Source organism: Lewinella sp. JB7 (assembly GCF_024297185.1).
Classification (GTDB): domain Bacteria; phylum Bacteroidota; class Bacteroidia; order Chitinophagales; family Saprospiraceae; genus Neolewinella.
Window position 1 is genome coordinate 214,268 of sequence record NZ_JANCTD010000005.1, and the last position, 16,637, is coordinate 230,904.

Sequence of the window (16,637 nt, forward strand, 5' to 3'; positions counted from 1 at the left end):
TTCCTCATTGTCTCACCGGTATGCGCACCCTCATCTGTCTTCTTTTGCCGATGTTCCTGGCTGGTCAGTCCTACCGGTTGAAGCTCAGCGTGCTCGACCACGTGACGGAAGAACCACTCCCGTACGTGAGTGTGTACCTGACCCCGGGTGGGGTGGGAGGACTGACGGATGAGGAGGGCATCATCATTCTGCAGGCGCCGCGCGGCAGTTACGACCTTCATGCGACTTACACCGGGTACGCCGCTTTCGAACAAGAAATTTTGCTGCGGGATCACCTGGAAGCCAATTTACGCCTGGAGCCGACTACCGAGCAGCTGCAAACGGTAACGGTAACCGACCGGGCCGATCAACTGGCGCTCACGCGACCCCGTATGGGAGTGGAAAGGTTGACCGCCGAGGCCCTGGCCAGCATTCCCACCGTGCTGGGGGAGCGGGACGTGCTCAAATCTCTGCAACTGCTGGCCGGCGTATCCTCCGCCGGGGAGGCCAGCAACGGCATCAGCGTACGGGGTGGCACCGTTGATCAGAACCTGTTGCTACTAGACGGGGCTCCCGTTTTTGCTCCCACCCATCTCTTTGGCTTGTTTACCGTATTCACCCCGGATGCGGTGAGCGGGGTAGACCTGTACCGGGGTAATATCCCCTCCCGTTTCGGGGGGCGAGTTGCTTCGGTGCTGGACGTACGCTCTAAGGTGCCGGACACGGAGCGGACCGAGGTACGGGGCGGCATCGGACTCGTATCCAGTCACCTGGGAATCGAAACTCCCCTGGATAGACGGAAGCGACTGGGATTGCTGATCACGGCCCGGGGCGGGTTCAACGACTTCGTCTTTCCGCTCGTCGAGCGGCTGAAGGATACCCGCAGCCGCTTCGGCGATGCAACCTTACGGCTCCGTTACCGGGCGGGGGAACGGGACTTTGTCACGGCGAGTGGCTTCTACAGTCAGGACTTCTACCAGGTGGATTTACTCAGCAATCTGGGGGGCGTACCGGCAACCTCCAATCAGTATGCCTACCTGACCCTGAACGGTGGCCTTGAGTGGCTACATCTTTTCAACGACGCACTGAATCTTACGGTCAGCGTGCACCGGGCGGACTATACGTCGGAACTGCGCTTTCCGCAGACGGACGGCGGCAAGGTCAACTTCTTGTCGGGCATCGACTACACGATCGGGCGGGCGGAAGGGGGGCTGACCCTTTCGGACCATGAGGCTGCCTTCGGTTTGCAGGTAGACCGGTACGTGCTCTCTCCCGGCACCCTGGATCCCGGAGGGGTCGTAGGTATCCTGCCGGCGCAGCTCGAGCAGGAAACCGGGCGGGAAGCATCCCTGTACCTGCAGGACGATTGGTCGATCAGCCCCAAACTTAGCCTCAGCGCCGGTCTACGGTATACCATGTACGGAAGGCAAGGTCCCGGCCAGGTACGCTACTACCGGGCGGGGGAAGTCGTCCGGGCCGCCACGCTCACAGACAGTGAGACATTCGGAAAGGGGAAAAACCTCGCTCGCTACGCTGGGTGGGAGCCGCGGCTAGGTCTGAACTATCGCGTTGGGCCCCGGACGAGCCTAAAGACTTCTTACGCCCGCTCGCGGCAGTACCTGCAGAACATCTATAATTCTACCACTCCGGTACCCACCAGCCGCTGGAAGGTTAGTGACAACAACGTGGTGCCGCAGACCGCCGACCTGTATGCCGTGGGGCTCACTCACCGCACCACCGATGAGCACTACCTTTTTCAACTGGAAACCTACTTCCGGGAGCTTCACGATTTACTGGAGTACCGGCCCGGGGCCGATTTCTTTCTGAATCCGGCCGTCGAGACGGACCTGGTACGCGGAAAGGGCCGGGGATACGGCGTCGAACTTACCGCCCGGCGGCTCACCGGCCGTTTCACCGGTGAAGTGAATTACGCCTACGCCCGGGTGGAAAACAGAGTGGCGGGCACCGCCCCCGATACCCGGATCAACCGGGGACAATGGTATCCCGGCTACTTCGACCAGCCGCATACCCTTACCGCGAGCCTCGTACTGGATCAGGGTAGAACCCACGAACTGGGCTTCAACTTCGTCGTACAGAGTAATCGGCCCTACACGGTGCCCAACGGCTTCGTTTCCATTCGCGGTACACCGGTGCCCCTATTTCTCGAACGGAACAACGATCGCTTACCTACCTACCACCGACTGGACTTCAGTTGGACGATTCGCAACTTCCGGCGCGAACAACGCAGGTGGACGGGCAGCTGGGTCTTTACCGTGTACAACGTGTACGGCCGGGACAACGCGTACAACATATTTTTTCAGCCGAGGACCCCGAACACCCCCGCCCTCGGTATATTCCAGGGAAGTCCGTTCGCGGCCTACCGGCTGTCTGTCTTCGGCGCGCCGATTCTCTCGCTCGCGTATAAATTTACGTTCTTACCATAATTGATTGCTCCCGCGCACCCGCCCATGACCGTATCCGTAGACATCTCCCTGTACCCCCTATCCGCCGACTACGAAACCCCCATCATTGCCTTCATCGACCGCCTGCAAACCCACGAAAAGCTCGATGTCGGCACCAACAACCTGAGCACGCAGGTGCGCGGGGAATACGCCGAAGTCATGGCCGCCATCACCGCGGCGATGGAACCTACCCTGGCCGATCCTACCAAGTGTTCCTTCGTGCTTAAGATCCTGAACGTGGACGTCGTGCCCGCTAATACTTGGCGGTGATCCAGCGGCCCATATCCTTGAGGCTCGACTTTTTGCCGTAGTTCAGGATGCCGATCCGGTAGATGCGCGAAGCCATCCAGACCATGGCGGCGGCGAAGAGGAATACCGCCAGCAGACTACTCAGTACCTGCCAGAGGGGTGGGTCGAAGGCGAGTCGGGCCGGCATCACGATGGGGGCGAACAACGGAAAGATCGACGACCACACGGCCAGGCTCGAATTCGGATTCTGAATGGCGGCCATCATGATGTAAAAGGCCAGAATGACGGGAATCGTAATGGGGATGGTCAGCGACTGACTCTCCCCCATATCGTCGCCCATCGCCGAGCCGACCGCCGCGAAGAGGGCCGCGTACATGAAGTACCCCCCCAGGAAATACAGGATGAAACAGGGTAGAATGATCCACCAGTTGAGATCACCCAGTCCGGCGGTCAGCTTCTCGACCATGGACTGCATTTCTTCCGGATCCATATCGGGGGAATTAGGCATCTGTCCGGGATCGGCATCTAGGCCGAAGAATAGCCCGACGAGGAACAGCATACCCGGGATCATGACCATCCAGGCGAGCACCTGCGTGAGGCCGACCGCGCCCACGCCGATAATCTTTCCGAGCAGGAGGGTGAAGGGACGAACGGAAGAGATCACGACCTCCACGATCCGGTTGGTTTTTTCCTCCATGACCGAGCGCATGACCATCATGCCGTAAACGAAAACGGAGATGTACATCAAAAAACCCATCACCGAACCGATGCCCGCCCCGATGGCGGAGGCCATACTGCGATCGTCGCTCTCCCCGTCCTCCGTCGTGGTCAGGCTGCGTACCGTGACGGTCACGTCGGTATCAAGGCTCGCGAGCGTCGCCTGATCGATGTCAAGCGCCTTGATCTTGTACTCCCGCAGCGCATCTTCCACCCGGCCGCGGATGCGGGCCTGCGCGTCGATGCTGAGGGTTTCGTCGCTCAGCAACTGCACCCGGAAGTTGCGGCTACGCGGATTGACGATCTCCGGGATCACCAGAATGCCGGCATAGCCCCGGTCTTCCCCGGTATCCTCCCGCAGGTTCTCCAGCGGCTCGTTGACGAACTTAAAGTACAGGCCGTTTTCGTCCGGAATGGTTCCCCGGAACAGATCGGCGTCATCAATCACCGCAATACGCTGGACGTCATCGTTGCTGTATGTGAACACGGCGTTGGCAATGACGACGAAAAGCGCCAGCCCGATCGGCGTCAGCAGCGTGGCCAGAATGAAGGAGCGCCGCCGTACGCGGGTTATGTATTCACGGCGGACGACGAGCCAGAGGTTGGACATGGGGAATTGGTTCTTTAGTTCTTTTAGTTCGTTAGTCGGTTAGGGGGTAGTCAGTTAGTCTTTAGTACGTTAGTCGGTTAGTCTATTAGTACGTTGGTGGGTAGTAGGGTAGCACTTTAGTTTGGTCGTCAACTGTTGACGGTAAAAGCCTAAAAGCCTAAAAGCCTAAAAGCCTAAAAGCCTAACTGCCTAAAAGCCTAACTGCCTAAACTACTAACCGACTACACTCACGCGCTTGATGAATATCTCGTTGAGGCTGGGCAAGAGTTCCTGGAATCCCTGAATTTGGATGCCGAGATCCAGGAGCGTACGCAGGAGGTCATTACCTTCTTCCCCCGCTTGGAGCTGGATGTCGACGGTGGATACGGTGGGGTTGAGAAGCTCGTACCGTTGTCCCAGGGCGTCCGGAAGCGATTCGCCGTGGTAGGTAAGGCGGTAACGGTTTTCCACGAACTGCCGACGGATATCACTCACCTTGCCCTGCAGGATGTTGCGGCCGTGGTTAATCAGCACGATGTATTCACAAAGTTCCTCGACCTGTTCCATACGGTGGGTACTGAAGATGACGGCCGTTCCGGAAGCATGTAACCGTAAGATTTCGGCGCGCATCCGGTTAGCATTTACGGGGTCGAGACCGCTGAAGGGTTCGTCCAGGATGAGCAATTTGGGGTCATGGATGACCGTGGCGATGAACTGCACCTGCTGTTGCATCCCCTTGCTGAGTTCGTCTATCTTCTTTTTCCACTGACCCTCCAGTTCGAATGTGGCGAGCCATTCCCGGGCACGGCGCTCGGCTTCGGCGGCCGTTAGGCCCTTCAGTTGGGCCAGATAGATGAGCTGTTCGCCGACGTACATCTGCTTGTACAGTCCGCGTTCCTCGGGCAGGTAGCCGATTTGGGTGGGGTGGTAGCCGTTGAGGGGGGCACCACGAAACAGAATCTGGCCGCCGTCGGGAGCCGTAATCGTCGTGATCATCCGGATCAGGCTGGTCTTGCCGGCACCGTTAGGACCGAGCAGGCCGAGGATGGCGTCGGGCGGCATGGCAAAGGATACGTCGTCAACGGCCACCTTCTCACCGTAGCTTTTACTGACGTTGCGTACCTCGATGACCGGAGCCGAAGGTGCTGCGGTAGAGGTAGGGGAGGCGGATAAAGTCATATATGCTGGAGTAGGTGTCGGCCGCTAAGATTAGGAAAAAGCCGGGGATAGCTTAAAGATACGGACGAACGGGAGGAGCCGATAGACGTATCATTGCATAATGCCTACCGATCCGTACTTCATCGTCAACCCCGCGGCCGCCGGCGGACGGGCCCTCCGTTGGTGGCGTCACGCGCTTCCCGTGCTGCAGCGGCGGCTGGGGCCTCTCGATCATGCAGTGGTACGGGAGCGTGCCGCCCTGCCGGAGATCATCGAAAGTGCGGTGGAATGCGGGCACGATCGACTGGTCGGCGTCGGGGGTGACGGAACCCACCACGCCATCGTCAATGCACTCGTAGATCGGCGACTGACTGACCGACTTACTTACGTTCCCCTTCCCCTGGGGTCGGGCAACGACTGGTGCCGCACGCTGAACGTACCCCGGCATCTGGTCCGCTGGCTGCAGACGTACCGGGAAGAGAGAACGATCCAACACCGCATTGGCGGACTAAGCTACGGGGCGGGGTCGCGGGTGCAATATTTTATCAACGTAGCCGGCCTGGCCTACGATGCCGAAGTCGTGCGCCGCTGCAGCCGGACCAGGTGGAAGCACGGACTGCTGTACCCCCTCTTCACGGCGGCCTACCTGCCGGCATACCGGCCACCGGAACTGCGACTGACGTACGACGGGACAAGCGTCGAGGGGCGTTTTCACACCATCAACCTGGGCATCGGCCGGTATAATGGCGGCGGAATGCAACCCGTACCCCAGGCCGACCCGACGGCCGATACCCTTGCGCTCACCTATGCGGTAAATACGCCCGTGCATCGCATCATCCGCAACAGCTGGCGACTCTTTACGCCCACCATCGGCAGTACGGCCGGTGTCACGACCACCCACGCGCGGGAGATCATGGTCACCGGCCCTACCGGACTGGAAGCGGACGGCGAGTGGCTGGGTACCGGACCGGTCCGGGCCGCGCTCATCGGGCAGCGGTTACGGGTTGTGTGCGGTTGGCCGGTTTAGTTGGCTCCCGCGCGCCGCCGCCCCGCTGAGGCCACATCTTCCGAGGAGCCGACCGTGGATCGCCGGACGGTTACGCGCTCGTTCGCCCCCTGACGTCATGCGTTGCCATACATTTCTCCACCGGTTACCACCGCCAAATGACCTGAGTGCCCACCTCCGTACGGGAGGTCTTGCCGGTAGCCTCCCACCCGCTGCCGAAGGTGCGTCCGTCGAAATTCCGGGTCTGGGCGACGCGGGCCTCCAGGGTGAGCTTGCGGATACCCTTGTAGCGCAACAACAGATAACTGCGGGCACCCGCATGGTAGTAAGGCGTGACGAAGGCATTGTAGGTCAGGCCGTTCTCGTACTGGTAGAAACGGACGTCGTAGCCGTCCGTATCGAAGATGGCGACCCGCGCCGAGAAGCTAAAGGGGCCAAGCGGCCGGTAGTGGATGTCCTGGTAGAGCATAATACCCCGCTGGCGTTTCTCCGTTTCCCGGTCGGTGTAGCCGAAGTCCAGCCGACTGCGCCACTCCCAGCCGGCGGCGAAGCGGTAGCCGGCGTGGAGGCGGGCCTGAAAACGCGTACGGTCGACCACCGGATCCAGGTGGGAGCCATCACCGCCGGTCCCCTTCGTTTCGCCCCGTACTTCGAGGTAGGCGTCGAGTTTGCGTTTGACGGCGTAGGTCAGGCGCATGCGGTATTCCCGTCCGGCACTCGGCCCGTCGATGTTGAAGCGCAGCCAGCCGTGTCGCCAGAGGTCGTAGTAGGCGTTCACCCGCCACCGGTCCGCGGGGCGCAGTTCCAGTCCCAGGTACACGCCCTCCTCGTTGCGGCCGCCCCCGGTTTCCCCGAAGGGTTGGGCGCTGAGCGCCTGATAATCCCGGTCGTATCTGCGGTACACGAGCGCCACGTCGGCCCGCCGGTCGAGCCCGAGGTTGATGCCGTGAAGCATGGCTTTTCCCGCCCCCATTGCACCCGCGACCTCGCCGAAAAACGAAAAGTTGTGGTAGCGGTAGCGGTAGTCTAGGCTCAGGTTGTGCAGGTCCGTACCCCGGAAGTAGTACAAATTGTAGGGCTGGGGCCGGGGCTGCAGGGGTTTGTTCAGGTGCTCGCCGAGGAAATTTATGCCGATACGGAGCCGGGGAAGGGGGCGCCAGGCGATGCTCCCGCCGTAGCTGGTTTGTACGATAGCATTGCGGTCCGCCCGCTCGTTCACCGTGCGGTGGTAGCCGCTGAGTCCGAGGGAGGTGATGCTGGCTGAATCGGCGGTGAGATTGGCCGTCCGGCGCCTCCGGCTCCCGAAAACCGTGGCTTCGATCTGATCGGATAGGTTCAGGGTCACGCCCGCGCCGCGCATAAAGCTGAATTCGTTGACGCTGGCGTAGGGCTGCAGGGTAGGGGCGTTCCGCGCGACGGAAGTGGTGAGGCTGCTCTTGCCGAAGCCGAAGCCCGTGTACAGGATCAGGCCCTGCCCGAAGCTGACCGCAAAATCTCCCAGAGCCACGGCCCGCACCCGCCGACCGAGATTCCGCAGGAAAAGGTGCGCCCCGTAGTAGTCGAAGCCGTAGCGGGGAGACTCGCCGGGGTCCTTCTCCGCTACCAGGCCCATGCTCAGTTGGTTGCCGTAGCGCTGGCGGTACTTGACGTAGGTACGCCAGGGATTGCCCGCGTAGGCCGGGTCAGGCGTTTCGTACCCACGAGCCGTTTCCAGTCTCCGGGAGGCCCGGAGGTAAAGCTCCCGATCGGATTCCGCGAGCATACGTGCTAGACTGACGTTGACGTCGTCCAGACCCTTATTCACCGTCATGAAGGGCAGTACCCGGCGGATGGTTTCCAGGTCGATTCCCGGAATACTCTGCAGTTCGTAAATGCTGATGAGGCCGCCCATCAGTTCGCGGTAGGCGAGAAAGCGGTCAATTTGCACCGGGGAAAGCAGGTAAGTGGCGGCGAGTTCCTCGGCGGTGGCCAGATTGAGATCGAGGGGGCGCTCCCGGTAGCCTTCAAGGACGGCAAACGCCGCGTTGAAGGTGAATTCCCCTCCGTCCTCCGCCTCCTGAGCGACCACGTCTTCGATCAGTTGTTCGGTTTCGACCTGGCCGTAGAGGCTCCCGCAGGTAACGAGCAGAAGGGCGGCGGCGCGCAGGAGCAATAAAAAATCGGGTGAAGCTAGCTGCCGCACGAAAACTTGAAAATTTAGCTGGCAAAATTTATTCCCACCCCTCCCGGATGTTGTCCATGACACCCTCGATGAGCCGGGTACGGGCCTCTACGCTGGCCCAGGCTACGTGGGGGGTGAGCAGTAATTTGTGCCGGTCGCGCACGGTGAGGTACACGTGATCCTCCGGCAGGGGTTCCTGGGTGTACACGTCGATCGCCGCGCCGGCAATTTCGCCTTCGTCGAGGGCCCGTACCAGATCAGCCTCCACGACGATACCTCCGCGTGCCATGTTGATTAGGTAGGCCGAGGTACGCATTCGCTGGAGTTGCGGATAGCCGATAAGATTTCGCGTCGAGTCGGACAGCGCGCAGTGGATGCTGATGACCTCGCAGGTGGAGAGCAGTTCGTCCAGTTCCACGCGGGGGTAGGGGACGTCGTGGTCGTGGCCGCGGCTGCTGTAGTAGACGACTTCGGCGCCGTAGGCGGTCGCCAGTTCCGCTACCCGCCGGCCGATGGTACCCATACCGATGATGCCGAAGCGGGCCCCGCCGAGTTCGTAGAAGGGATGGCGCCAGAAGGTGAAGTCCTTAGCTCTGCCGTACTCGCCTCCGTAGACCGCCTGGTTGAGGTAGATCAGGTCCATGGCTACGGCGAAGAGGGCCGTCATGGTGAGTTGAGCCACGGAATCGGTGCTGTAGCCCGAGACGTTGCGCACGGGGATGTCGCGGGCGCGGGCGGCCTCCTCATCGACGTTGTTGGTGCCGGTGGCCGCCACGCAGATCAGCCGGAGATCGGGTAAGCGTTCGATGCGCTCGGCCGTGATCTCGATCTTGTTGGTGATCAGTACCTGAGCGCCGGCGGCCCGCTCCATAAACTGCTCCGGCGTGGTGTGGGAGTAGGAGGTGAAGTGCCCCAGCGTTTCGAACTTGCGGAAGTCGGGGAGTTGATCCACCGAAGCGGCATCGAGAAATACTATTTTTGGGGCGTCTGACATATACGGGGCTTTGTGCCCGGTAAATTATAAAAGTCGGCCGTAAACAAACCAATCCTCCGGGTCGCTATAGTCGATATGCGTTATCAACCTCTGGTCCTTATCATCTTCGTTTCGCTGTTTGCTCATCCGCTCTTCGCCCAGGAAGCCGAGATCGTCGGCGTGGTGGTGAGTGAACAAGGCGACACCCTGGTCGGCTGTTCCGTTCAGGTGGTGGGCTCCGTGATCGGCGACGTAAGCGATGAATCCGGCCACTACCGGCTCTCCGTGCCCCCCGGCCGCATTCGCATCGTCGCCTCGTATATCGGGTACGAGAATTTCGACACTACCCTCCGGGTATCGGTCACCGACCGCGAGCTCGAACTGGACATCGTGATGAGCGAGAACTTCGTGAGTACCGGCGAGGTGATCGTGTACGGGCGTCGGGCGTCCGGCCAGGCGCAGGCTCTGCGGGTGCAACAGTCGGCCATCGCGGCCCAGACAATCATCCACTCCGAGCTTTTCAATAAGTATCCGGACGTCACCCTTGCCGAAACCGTGCAACGAATGCCCGGCGTGACCATTACCCGCAACCGCGGCGAAGGCGATCTGGTGCAGGTACGGGGCCTGCCCGAGCAGTACACCGCTATTTCCCTCAACGGGCAGCGCCTCCCGGCCGTCCAGCCCGAGGCCGACCGGGCGGGCAGCCTGGACATCATTCAGTCGAACCTCGTGGATGAAGTACGGGTCATCAAGGCCCGCAGTGCCGACCTCGACGCGGACGCCATCGGTGGTACGGTCGATTTCCGCATCCGACAGCCGGAGGAACGCTTCGAGGTCCTCCTGCAGGGGGGATTAGGCAGCAACTTCGGCTTCGACCAGATTCCGGGGCAGCAATCGGGCATCAGTCAGGCGGCCGCCGTGTTAAACTCCGAACTCAGCGATGAAACGGTCTACGGACTGCTGGCCGGCAGCTACTTCCGTCACGCCCGCGGGAACCGCACCCTTCGCTTCGATTACGGGGATGACGGCGTAACGGGTACCACCATTTCCCGGGTTCGGCCAATCGATACCGACCGCGTGTCGACCAAGCGAGGCATCGTCGGGGCGGTGGAGTTGCGGCCCAGCATCTACAACCGGATGCGGCTCAGCTATAACTATTCGGCTAACGACGACGACGTGATGGCCCGGGAGGCCAATTTTTTCCGGGAGGGCACGCCGCTGGAAAACCGCATCACCAGCAAGTGGCGCGAGGAACGACGACTGAACATGGTCGCCCTGGAGGTCGAAAATAATTTTAAGAAGCTTCAGGTCGATTACGCCCTCAGCTTCGCCAGTACTTCCGAAAGATTGGTCGATCGGCAACGGACCTTCAACGGACTGACCTTCGGCGATCCCCAACCCCTGACCGACGCCGAATTCGTAGCACTGGTTCCCACGGACAGCCGCTTTTCCACGGACTTCCCCCGTACGTCGACCGAGCAGCAAAATCTTGATCTGGAGGAGGACATTGCCATCGGAGGGATCAACTTCACCCAGTACATCGACGACGGACGCACGAGCTTCCTCCGGGCCGGCGCGCGCTACCGCATCAAGGAACGGACCTACCGGGAGTTCTTTACCCGGGTCGGCGGTCGCCCCGGACAGGCGGTTGCTCCGGGGGAGTTTGCCGATCTCGACGCGGAGGGGCCGCTCGTGGAGCGCCCCGATCTGGATGCCGGCCCTAACTACTACGCCTCCGAAAAGATCGCCGCCGGTTACCTGATGTACGTGGCCAACTGGACGGCAAAATTGTCGACCTCCGTGGGGCTCCGCTACGAATACACGGATCTCGATTACACCCTGCTGCGGGACGGGAGCGCCGACAGTACCTCCTACAACGATCTCTTCCCGAGCCTGAACGTGACCTACCGCGTACGGCGCGATCGACAACTTCGCTTCGCCTACTACGAAGCCATCGCGCGCGTGCCGTATTCCACCGTCGTACCGACGGAGGCTTTCTCCGAGCGGCGGCAGACGCGCCTCGACGTATACTCCATCGGTAACGTCGACGTAAACCCCACCTACAGCCGAAACCTCGACCTTACGTACGAACGCTACGGACGCAACGACGGCCTGATCAGCGTAAGCGCCTACGCGAAATTCCTGACCGACCCGACGATCCGGACGGCGGAGTTCGCCCTCGTCGATATGCAACCCTCACTGGGCTATTCCCTGATGAATACGGCCGACGCGCGCCTGTACGGCCTGGAGGTCGGCTTCTACCAGAACCTGGCCTTCCTGAACCCGACGTGGCGCTACCTGAACCTCAACGGCAACCTGAACATCAACAACTACCGGTTGAAGGACGATTCCATCGAGGGCGCTACCCTGGCCCAGGCCCCCCGACGGTCGGCCAACCTCAGCGTCGTGTACAGCAACCCCAAACAACGGCTCAACCTCGTGATTGCCGGCAACTACCGCAGTTCGACGCTTGACCTGCTGCAAGATGGGCAACCCGTGTGGATCAACGCCATCATCAGTCTCGACCTGGCCGCGGACTACGAACTGTTCCGGGGAATCTCGGCCTACCTCCGACTGAACAACGTCACCGACCACCGCGCCGAGCGGTACGTCGGTAAGCCCGACCAGGACGACTCCCTGCTGCTCGCGAAGACCCAGTACGGAGTCTGGGGCGTGGCGGGGCTGCGGTGGCGACCGGGCAGGTAAACGGTCACGTCGCCCAGGCGATGACGTTGGGTAGCCGGGGCGGCCGGACGGCCGAAAGCACCGCCGCACGGTCAAATTGCAAATGCTAGATCGTAAACCGTAAATTGTAAATTCTTCTGGGTAAGTTTGCCCAAAGCCACGACCTCTATGAAATTTTCCGTTTCCAGTTCCGATCTGCAGAAGAAATTACAACTCGCCGGGGGGGCGATCGCCTCGAATCCGGTACTGCCGATCCTGGAAGATTTTTTGTTCACCATTGAAGGAAAGACGCTGCACATCGCGGCTACCGATCTGGAAACCAGCGTCGTAACCAGCCTCGAAGTGAACGCCGACGGCGACGGGCAGGTAGCCGTGCCCGCGCGCATCCTCATCGATACCCTGAAGGCACTACCGCAGCAACCCATCACCTTCGACGTAAACGAGGACAACTACGGAATTTCCATCACCAGCGCGTACGGAAAGTACAAGCTGGCCGGTGAACCCGGGGGCGATTACCCCAACATCCCCACTCCGAGCGACGCCGACGAAATCAGCGTGACGGCCATGAGTTTGGTGGAAGGCATCAATAAGACCCTCTTCGCCACCTCCACCGATGAACTGCGTCCCGCCATGACCGGCGTGTTCTTCCAGGTCGATTTCTCGAAACTGACCATGGTGGCTACCGACGCCCACAAGCTCGTCAAGTACAGCCTGAGTGACCTGAACGGCGAGATCACCAGCAGTTTCATCATTCCTAAAAAAGCACTGAATCTGCTCAAGGGTGCCCTGCCGCACTCCGACGTAGCCGTCAGCATCAGTTTCGATAAAGCCAACGCCTTTTTCGAATACGGCGATACCAAGATGGCCTGCCGCCTCATCGACGCGCGCTATCCGGACTACAATGCCGTCATCCCCGTCGATAATCCCAATGTACTCCTGGTCAATCGTGCCGACTTTCAGAACAGCCTGAAGCGGATCGTTATTTACGCCAATAAGACCACCAACCAGGTTATCCTGAACATTGCCGACGGTAGCCTGACGGTGAGCGCGCAGGATCTGGACTTCAGTAACGAAGCAACGGAGCAGCTCAGCTGTTCTTACGACGGTACCCCCCTGCAAATCGGCTTCAACGCCAAGTTCCTGGTCGAAATGCTCGGCGTGCTGGAGGGCGAGGAAGTCCGCCTGGAAATGTCTACCGCGACCCGGGCGGGCATCCTGGTTCCCACCGAACAGGCCGGAGGCGTGGACATTATGATGCTGGTCATGCCGGTGATGCTGAGCAACTAGCACCGGCCCGATCCGCCGTGCGTTTAAACTACCGGGGGTGGTAGTAGTTTTCAGCTGTAGCCCATGACCCGACATACCATCACCAACCGCGCCGCCCCCCTCATCCACACCCCACGGGTGCCGGCCCTGCCGCCCGCACGGGAGTGGACCCTCTCCAACGGCCTGCGCGTCGTTGCCGTGGAGGTAGAACAGGCACCCATCTTAGCGGTGGAAATGATCTGGCGCGCGGGGCGCCCGTACGAGGCACAGCGTCTCGTTGCCGGTACGACCAATGCTCTGCTCACGGAAGGCAGTAAAAATTACCGGGCCGCGGAACTGGAACGGTACTTCGAGCAGTACGGCACCGCCCTGCAGACGCCCGAGGATATGGACACGGCTAACCTATCGGTCCACACCATCCTCCGACACGCCCCCCGCCTCCTACCGGTAATGACCGAGGTTATCGCCCAGCCTTCCTTCGCGCCCCGCGAATTCAAACGTTACCTCAAACGCAGTCGCCAGCAATTGCGGGAAGATCTGCAGGATCCCGACACTTTCGCCTACCGCCTGCTGTCCGAGGCGGCCTTCGGACCGGATAACCCCTACGGCTACGGCGGCGATCGGGAAGACTACGATGCCCTCACGCTCGAACAAGTGCGGGATCATTACCGGAAGTACTACGGTGCCGCCAACGCTACCCTGCGCGTGGTCGGTAAACTGAACAGCGAGGTGGAAAACTTGCTCGAAACAACCTTCGGCCAGCTCCCCGCCGGCCAACCGGCCCCCGCGCCCCACTACCGGATACCGGAGGCTGCCCCGCGACTACTGCAACACCACCGGCCACGGGCCCAGCAGACGATGATTCGTCGGGGCCGTCGGGGCTTTCGGATCACCGACCCCGATTATCCCGGCCTCTGCGTCTTGGAAACGATACTGGGGGGCTACTACGGCAGCCGACTCATGAGGAACATCCGGGAGGAAAAGGGCTACACTTACGGCATCGATACCGATCTGGACATCTACCGCTTCGACGGCACCTTCGGCATCTCGGCCGACGTGGCCAACGAAAACGTTGCCGAGGTGCGCCGGGAGATCCTCACCGAAATGGACAAACTCCGCCAGGACCTGGTCCCAGCTGACGAACTCGACATGGTGCGCGCTTACCTCATCGGCGGCTTAGTCATGGATCTCGACGGCCCCCTCGCCGTAAGCAGCCGCTATCGCTCCGCCATCATCAAGGGCTACGACGCCACCGAACACCTCCGCCGGCTCGATGAGACCATCCGCAACATCTCCGCCGAAGAAGTCCGCGACCTTGCCCAGCGCTACCTGCGCCCCGAACAGGACTATGAAGTCATCGTCGGAGGTGCCATCCTTTAGCCCCCCCCACTACCATACTACCCAACTACCACCTACCCAATCACCACCTACCATACTACCCAGTTACCACCTGCCCAATCACCATATTACCCCACTACCATACTACCATACTACCCCACTACCATACTACCCCACTACCATACTACCCCACTACCATACTACCCCATTACCATACTACCCCACTACCATACTACCCCACTACCATACTACCCCACTACCACTCCCGACTAACGAACTAAAGTACTCCCCCCCTAAAGTACTACCCCCCCCCTCTACCACCCCTCGCTCATCCCGCTTTCCCGGTAGCCGATCCGTTGCGCCACCGCCCGCAGGGTATCGCCCCCGTCGGTATTAAAGGGGAAGGGTCCCGTGTAGACGCGCCAGCCTTCCCGGTCTTGGTCGACAGGTAGTATGCGGTAGGCGATCTGCGCACCCGGCGTTTTGCTCTCCAGGATGAATCGACCGAGACTGTCGCGGCGTAGTTGCGGCCGCCCCGTCACGGGCATTTCCGCTGTCCCGTTCCAGAAGTGCTGGACCATCTCCACCTCCGGCACTTCTCCCCGGTCACCGACCCGGGCTAGCCAGTCATCCGTAGCGGTACGGAGTTCGGCAAGTTTATCGGCGTAGCCGGACTGTCCGGCCAGGTTAACCAGTTCGTGGGGATCGTTGCGGGTATCGAAGAGTTCTTCCGCGGGCTTACTTTTTCTGAACCACTGCGCCTGGGCGTCGGTCAGCCGTCCCTCGTCGCGCAAGCGCAGGAGTTCCTGCATGGCGGGCATCTGCTCGCGGTAGGGGAGCGGGAGATAGTAGCCGCGCTCCGGATAGTAATTGCGTAAGTACTTGAACCGATGGTCACGGGCCGCCCTTATGCGGTCGTAGTGCTCGTCTAGCCGGTCGCTGGCGGCGAAGACGTAACGACGCTCGGGGGCCTTTTCCGGACCGAAGTTGGCTTGCCCCTGGAGGTAATCTGGCGGACTGATGCCCACCATACGCATCACCGAAGGCGCGAAATCGACGAAGCTGAACAGTGAGGAGTCGACGGTCCCCGCGCCCCGGTCATCGGGCCAGGCGACGATCATAGGGACCCGCAGTCCACTATCGTACAGTAAGCGCTTTTGCCGGGGTAGCGGCCCGCCGTGATCGCTGTAGAAAAAGATGATGGTCGAGTCCGTCAGCCCGTCCCGCTCCAGCTGATCGAGCAGAAAACCGACCTGCTGGTCCATAATCCGAATGTTGTCGTAGACGCGGCGTGCGTCCCTGCGCGTGATTTCGGTATCCGCCAGGTACGGGGGCAGGGAGACATGCAGGTCTTCCGGCAATTTAATTTCTGGACGATCTTCCCCGGTCAAGACCCCCCGGTAATCATCTATGGGAAACGTGTCCGTTTCGAATCCTTCCCGGAAGCGGAGATTGCCGCGGTTGGTCTGCCAGATCTGGCTTTCGTGGGTAATTTCCAGATTAAAGACGGAAAAGAAGGGCTGCCCCGCCGGACGGTGACGCCAGTGTGCCTGCCAACCCTGTTCGTCCCAGGCCGTTTTCGGAGCTTCGAATTGGTAGTCCGTCTTCGCGTTGTTCGTGCAGAAGTAGCCGTGTTCCCGGAGCACCTGGGACATCATCTTTACGCTGGTATCCACGGGGGCTCCGTATTCTCCCGGAAGGCCCAGTTCCCGCAGGCGGTCTACGCTATACTGCGTACGCATGTGGTGCCCCCCTCCGCTGATCGGGTACACGCCGGTCGCGATGGCGAAGCGGCTGGGCGCGCAAACGCCGGCCACGCTGAAGGTGTTGGGAAAGCGGACTCCCCGGGCGGCCAGCCGGCTGAGATGGGGAGTTTGAATGGTCGAGTCGCCGAAGGCGGCCAGCAGCGGACTTATGTCCTCGCATACGATCCAGAGTACGTTGGGCCGCGCGGGGGCGGGGGAGCCAGGTGGTGATTCGTCGGAGGAGGTAGAGCAGGAAGCCAGCGTCAACAGCAGGGCGGGAACGCAGGAGCAGAGCCAACGGTAAGGCAT

The 16,637-nt window shown here is 60.8% G+C and carries 11 protein-coding genes; 6 read left to right on the forward strand and 5 right to left on the reverse strand.

The features are described 5' to 3' along the window. The first annotated feature begins 20 nt into the window (after nucleotides 1–20). Nucleotides 21–2,423 (forward strand): TonB-dependent receptor domain-containing protein, encoded by a 2,403-nt coding sequence (locus NMA52_RS10955; protein WP_254827707.1) that lies wholly within the window; start codon nucleotides 21–23, stop codon nucleotides 2,421–2,423. A gap of 24 nt (nucleotides 2,424–2,447) precedes the next feature. Further along, a complete protein-coding gene (locus NMA52_RS10960; protein WP_254827708.1) occupies nucleotides 2,448–2,711 on the forward strand; it encodes a YkoF family thiamine/hydroxymethylpyrimidine-binding protein in 264 nt (87 codons plus the stop codon). On the opposite strand, the gene NMA52_RS10965 is transcribed toward NMA52_RS10960, so the two are convergent. Both NMA52_RS10965 and NMA52_RS10970 read right to left on the reverse strand, forming a co-directional pair. After that, complete coding sequence (locus NMA52_RS10965; RefSeq protein WP_254827709.1) at nucleotides 2,695–4,017, reverse strand: ABC transporter permease; 1,323 nt, start codon at nucleotides 4,015–4,017, stop codon at nucleotides 2,695–2,697. The genes NMA52_RS10960 and NMA52_RS10965 overlap by 17 nt on opposite strands. A gap of 213 nt (nucleotides 4,018–4,230) precedes the next feature. Then, the gene (locus NMA52_RS10970; RefSeq protein ID WP_254827710.1) at nucleotides 4,231–5,175 is read right to left on the reverse strand and encodes an ABC transporter ATP-binding protein; all 945 of its coding nucleotides are present in this window, start codon (nucleotides 5,173–5,175) and stop codon (nucleotides 4,231–4,233) included. 100 nt (nucleotides 5,176–5,275) lie between these two features. Here NMA52_RS10970 and NMA52_RS10975 point away from each other — a divergent pair, with 100 nt between their 5' ends. Further along, nucleotides 5,276–6,181, forward strand: a complete 906-nt coding sequence (locus NMA52_RS10975; RefSeq protein WP_254827711.1) for a diacylglycerol kinase family protein — start codon at nucleotides 5,276–5,278, stop codon at nucleotides 6,179–6,181. Nucleotides 6,182–6,305: 124 nt separating this feature from the next. Here the strand turns inward: NMA52_RS10975 and NMA52_RS10980 are convergent, their stop codons facing one another. Both NMA52_RS10980 and NMA52_RS10985 read right to left on the reverse strand, forming a co-directional pair. Beyond that, complete coding sequence (locus NMA52_RS10980; RefSeq protein ID WP_254827712.1) at nucleotides 6,306–8,342, reverse strand: helix-hairpin-helix domain-containing protein; 2,037 nt, start codon at nucleotides 8,340–8,342, stop codon at nucleotides 6,306–6,308. 28 nt (nucleotides 8,343–8,370) lie between these two features. Next, the gene (locus NMA52_RS10985; RefSeq protein ID WP_254827713.1) at nucleotides 8,371–9,315 is read right to left on the reverse strand and encodes a D-2-hydroxyacid dehydrogenase; all 945 of its coding nucleotides are present in this window, start codon (nucleotides 9,313–9,315) and stop codon (nucleotides 8,371–8,373) included. Nucleotides 9,316–9,390: 75 nt separating this feature from the next. On the opposite strand from NMA52_RS10985, the gene NMA52_RS10990 reads away from it, so the two are divergent. The 3 genes from NMA52_RS10990 (at nucleotide 9,391) to NMA52_RS11000 (ending at nucleotide 14,625) form a co-directional block, all read left to right on the forward strand. Beyond that, nucleotides 9,391–12,000, forward strand: a complete 2,610-nt coding sequence (locus NMA52_RS10990; protein WP_254827714.1) for a TonB-dependent receptor — start codon at nucleotides 9,391–9,393, stop codon at nucleotides 11,998–12,000. Nucleotides 12,001–12,147: 147 nt separating this feature from the next. Then, nucleotides 12,148–13,266 (forward strand): DNA polymerase III subunit beta, encoded by a 1,119-nt coding sequence (gene dnaN / locus NMA52_RS10995; protein WP_254827715.1) that lies wholly within the window; start codon nucleotides 12,148–12,150, stop codon nucleotides 13,264–13,266. Nucleotides 13,267–13,329: 63 nt separating this feature from the next. Next, on the forward strand, nucleotides 13,330–14,625 hold the full coding sequence (locus tag NMA52_RS11000) for a pitrilysin family protein (protein ID WP_254827716.1): 1,296 nt from the start codon (nucleotides 13,330–13,332) through the stop codon (nucleotides 14,623–14,625). Nucleotides 14,626–14,897: 272 nt separating this feature from the next. Here the strand turns inward: NMA52_RS11000 and NMA52_RS11005 are convergent, their stop codons facing one another. Then, nucleotides 14,898–16,637, reverse strand: coding sequence for a sulfatase (locus NMA52_RS11005; RefSeq protein WP_254827717.1), 1,740 nt, complete (start codon nucleotides 16,635–16,637; stop codon nucleotides 14,898–14,900).

Excerpts from the sequence above, each read along its gene's own strand:
- NMA52_RS10955 (WP_254827707.1), top strand. The coding sequence starts at position 21 with ATGCGCACCCTCATCTGTCTTCTTTTGCCGATGTTCCTGGCTGGTCAG.
- NMA52_RS10960 (WP_254827708.1), top strand. The coding sequence starts at position 2,448 with ATGACCGTATCCGTAGACATCTCCCTGTACCCCCTATCCGCCGACTAC.
- NMA52_RS10965 (WP_254827709.1), bottom strand. The coding sequence starts at position 4,017 with ATGTCCAACCTCTGGCTCGTCGTCCGCCGTGAATACATAACCCGCGTA.
- NMA52_RS10970 (WP_254827710.1), bottom strand. The coding sequence starts at position 5,175 with ATGACTTTATCCGCCTCCCCTACCTCTACCGCAGCACCTTCGGCTCCG.
- NMA52_RS10975 (WP_254827711.1), top strand. The coding sequence starts at position 5,276 with ATGCCTACCGATCCGTACTTCATCGTCAACCCCGCGGCCGCCGGCGGA.
- NMA52_RS10985 (WP_254827713.1), bottom strand. The coding sequence starts at position 9,315 with ATGTCAGACGCCCCAAAAATAGTATTTCTCGATGCCGCTTCGGTGGAT.
- NMA52_RS10990 (WP_254827714.1), top strand. The coding sequence starts at position 9,391 with ATGCGTTATCAACCTCTGGTCCTTATCATCTTCGTTTCGCTGTTTGCT.
- dnaN (WP_254827715.1), top strand. The coding sequence starts at position 12,148 with ATGAAATTTTCCGTTTCCAGTTCCGATCTGCAGAAGAAATTACAACTC.
- NMA52_RS11000 (WP_254827716.1), top strand. The coding sequence starts at position 13,330 with ATGACCCGACATACCATCACCAACCGCGCCGCCCCCCTCATCCACACC.
- NMA52_RS11005 (WP_254827717.1), bottom strand. The coding sequence starts at position 16,637 with ATGCCTTACCGTTGGCTCTGCTCCTGCGTTCCCGCCCTGCTGTTGACG.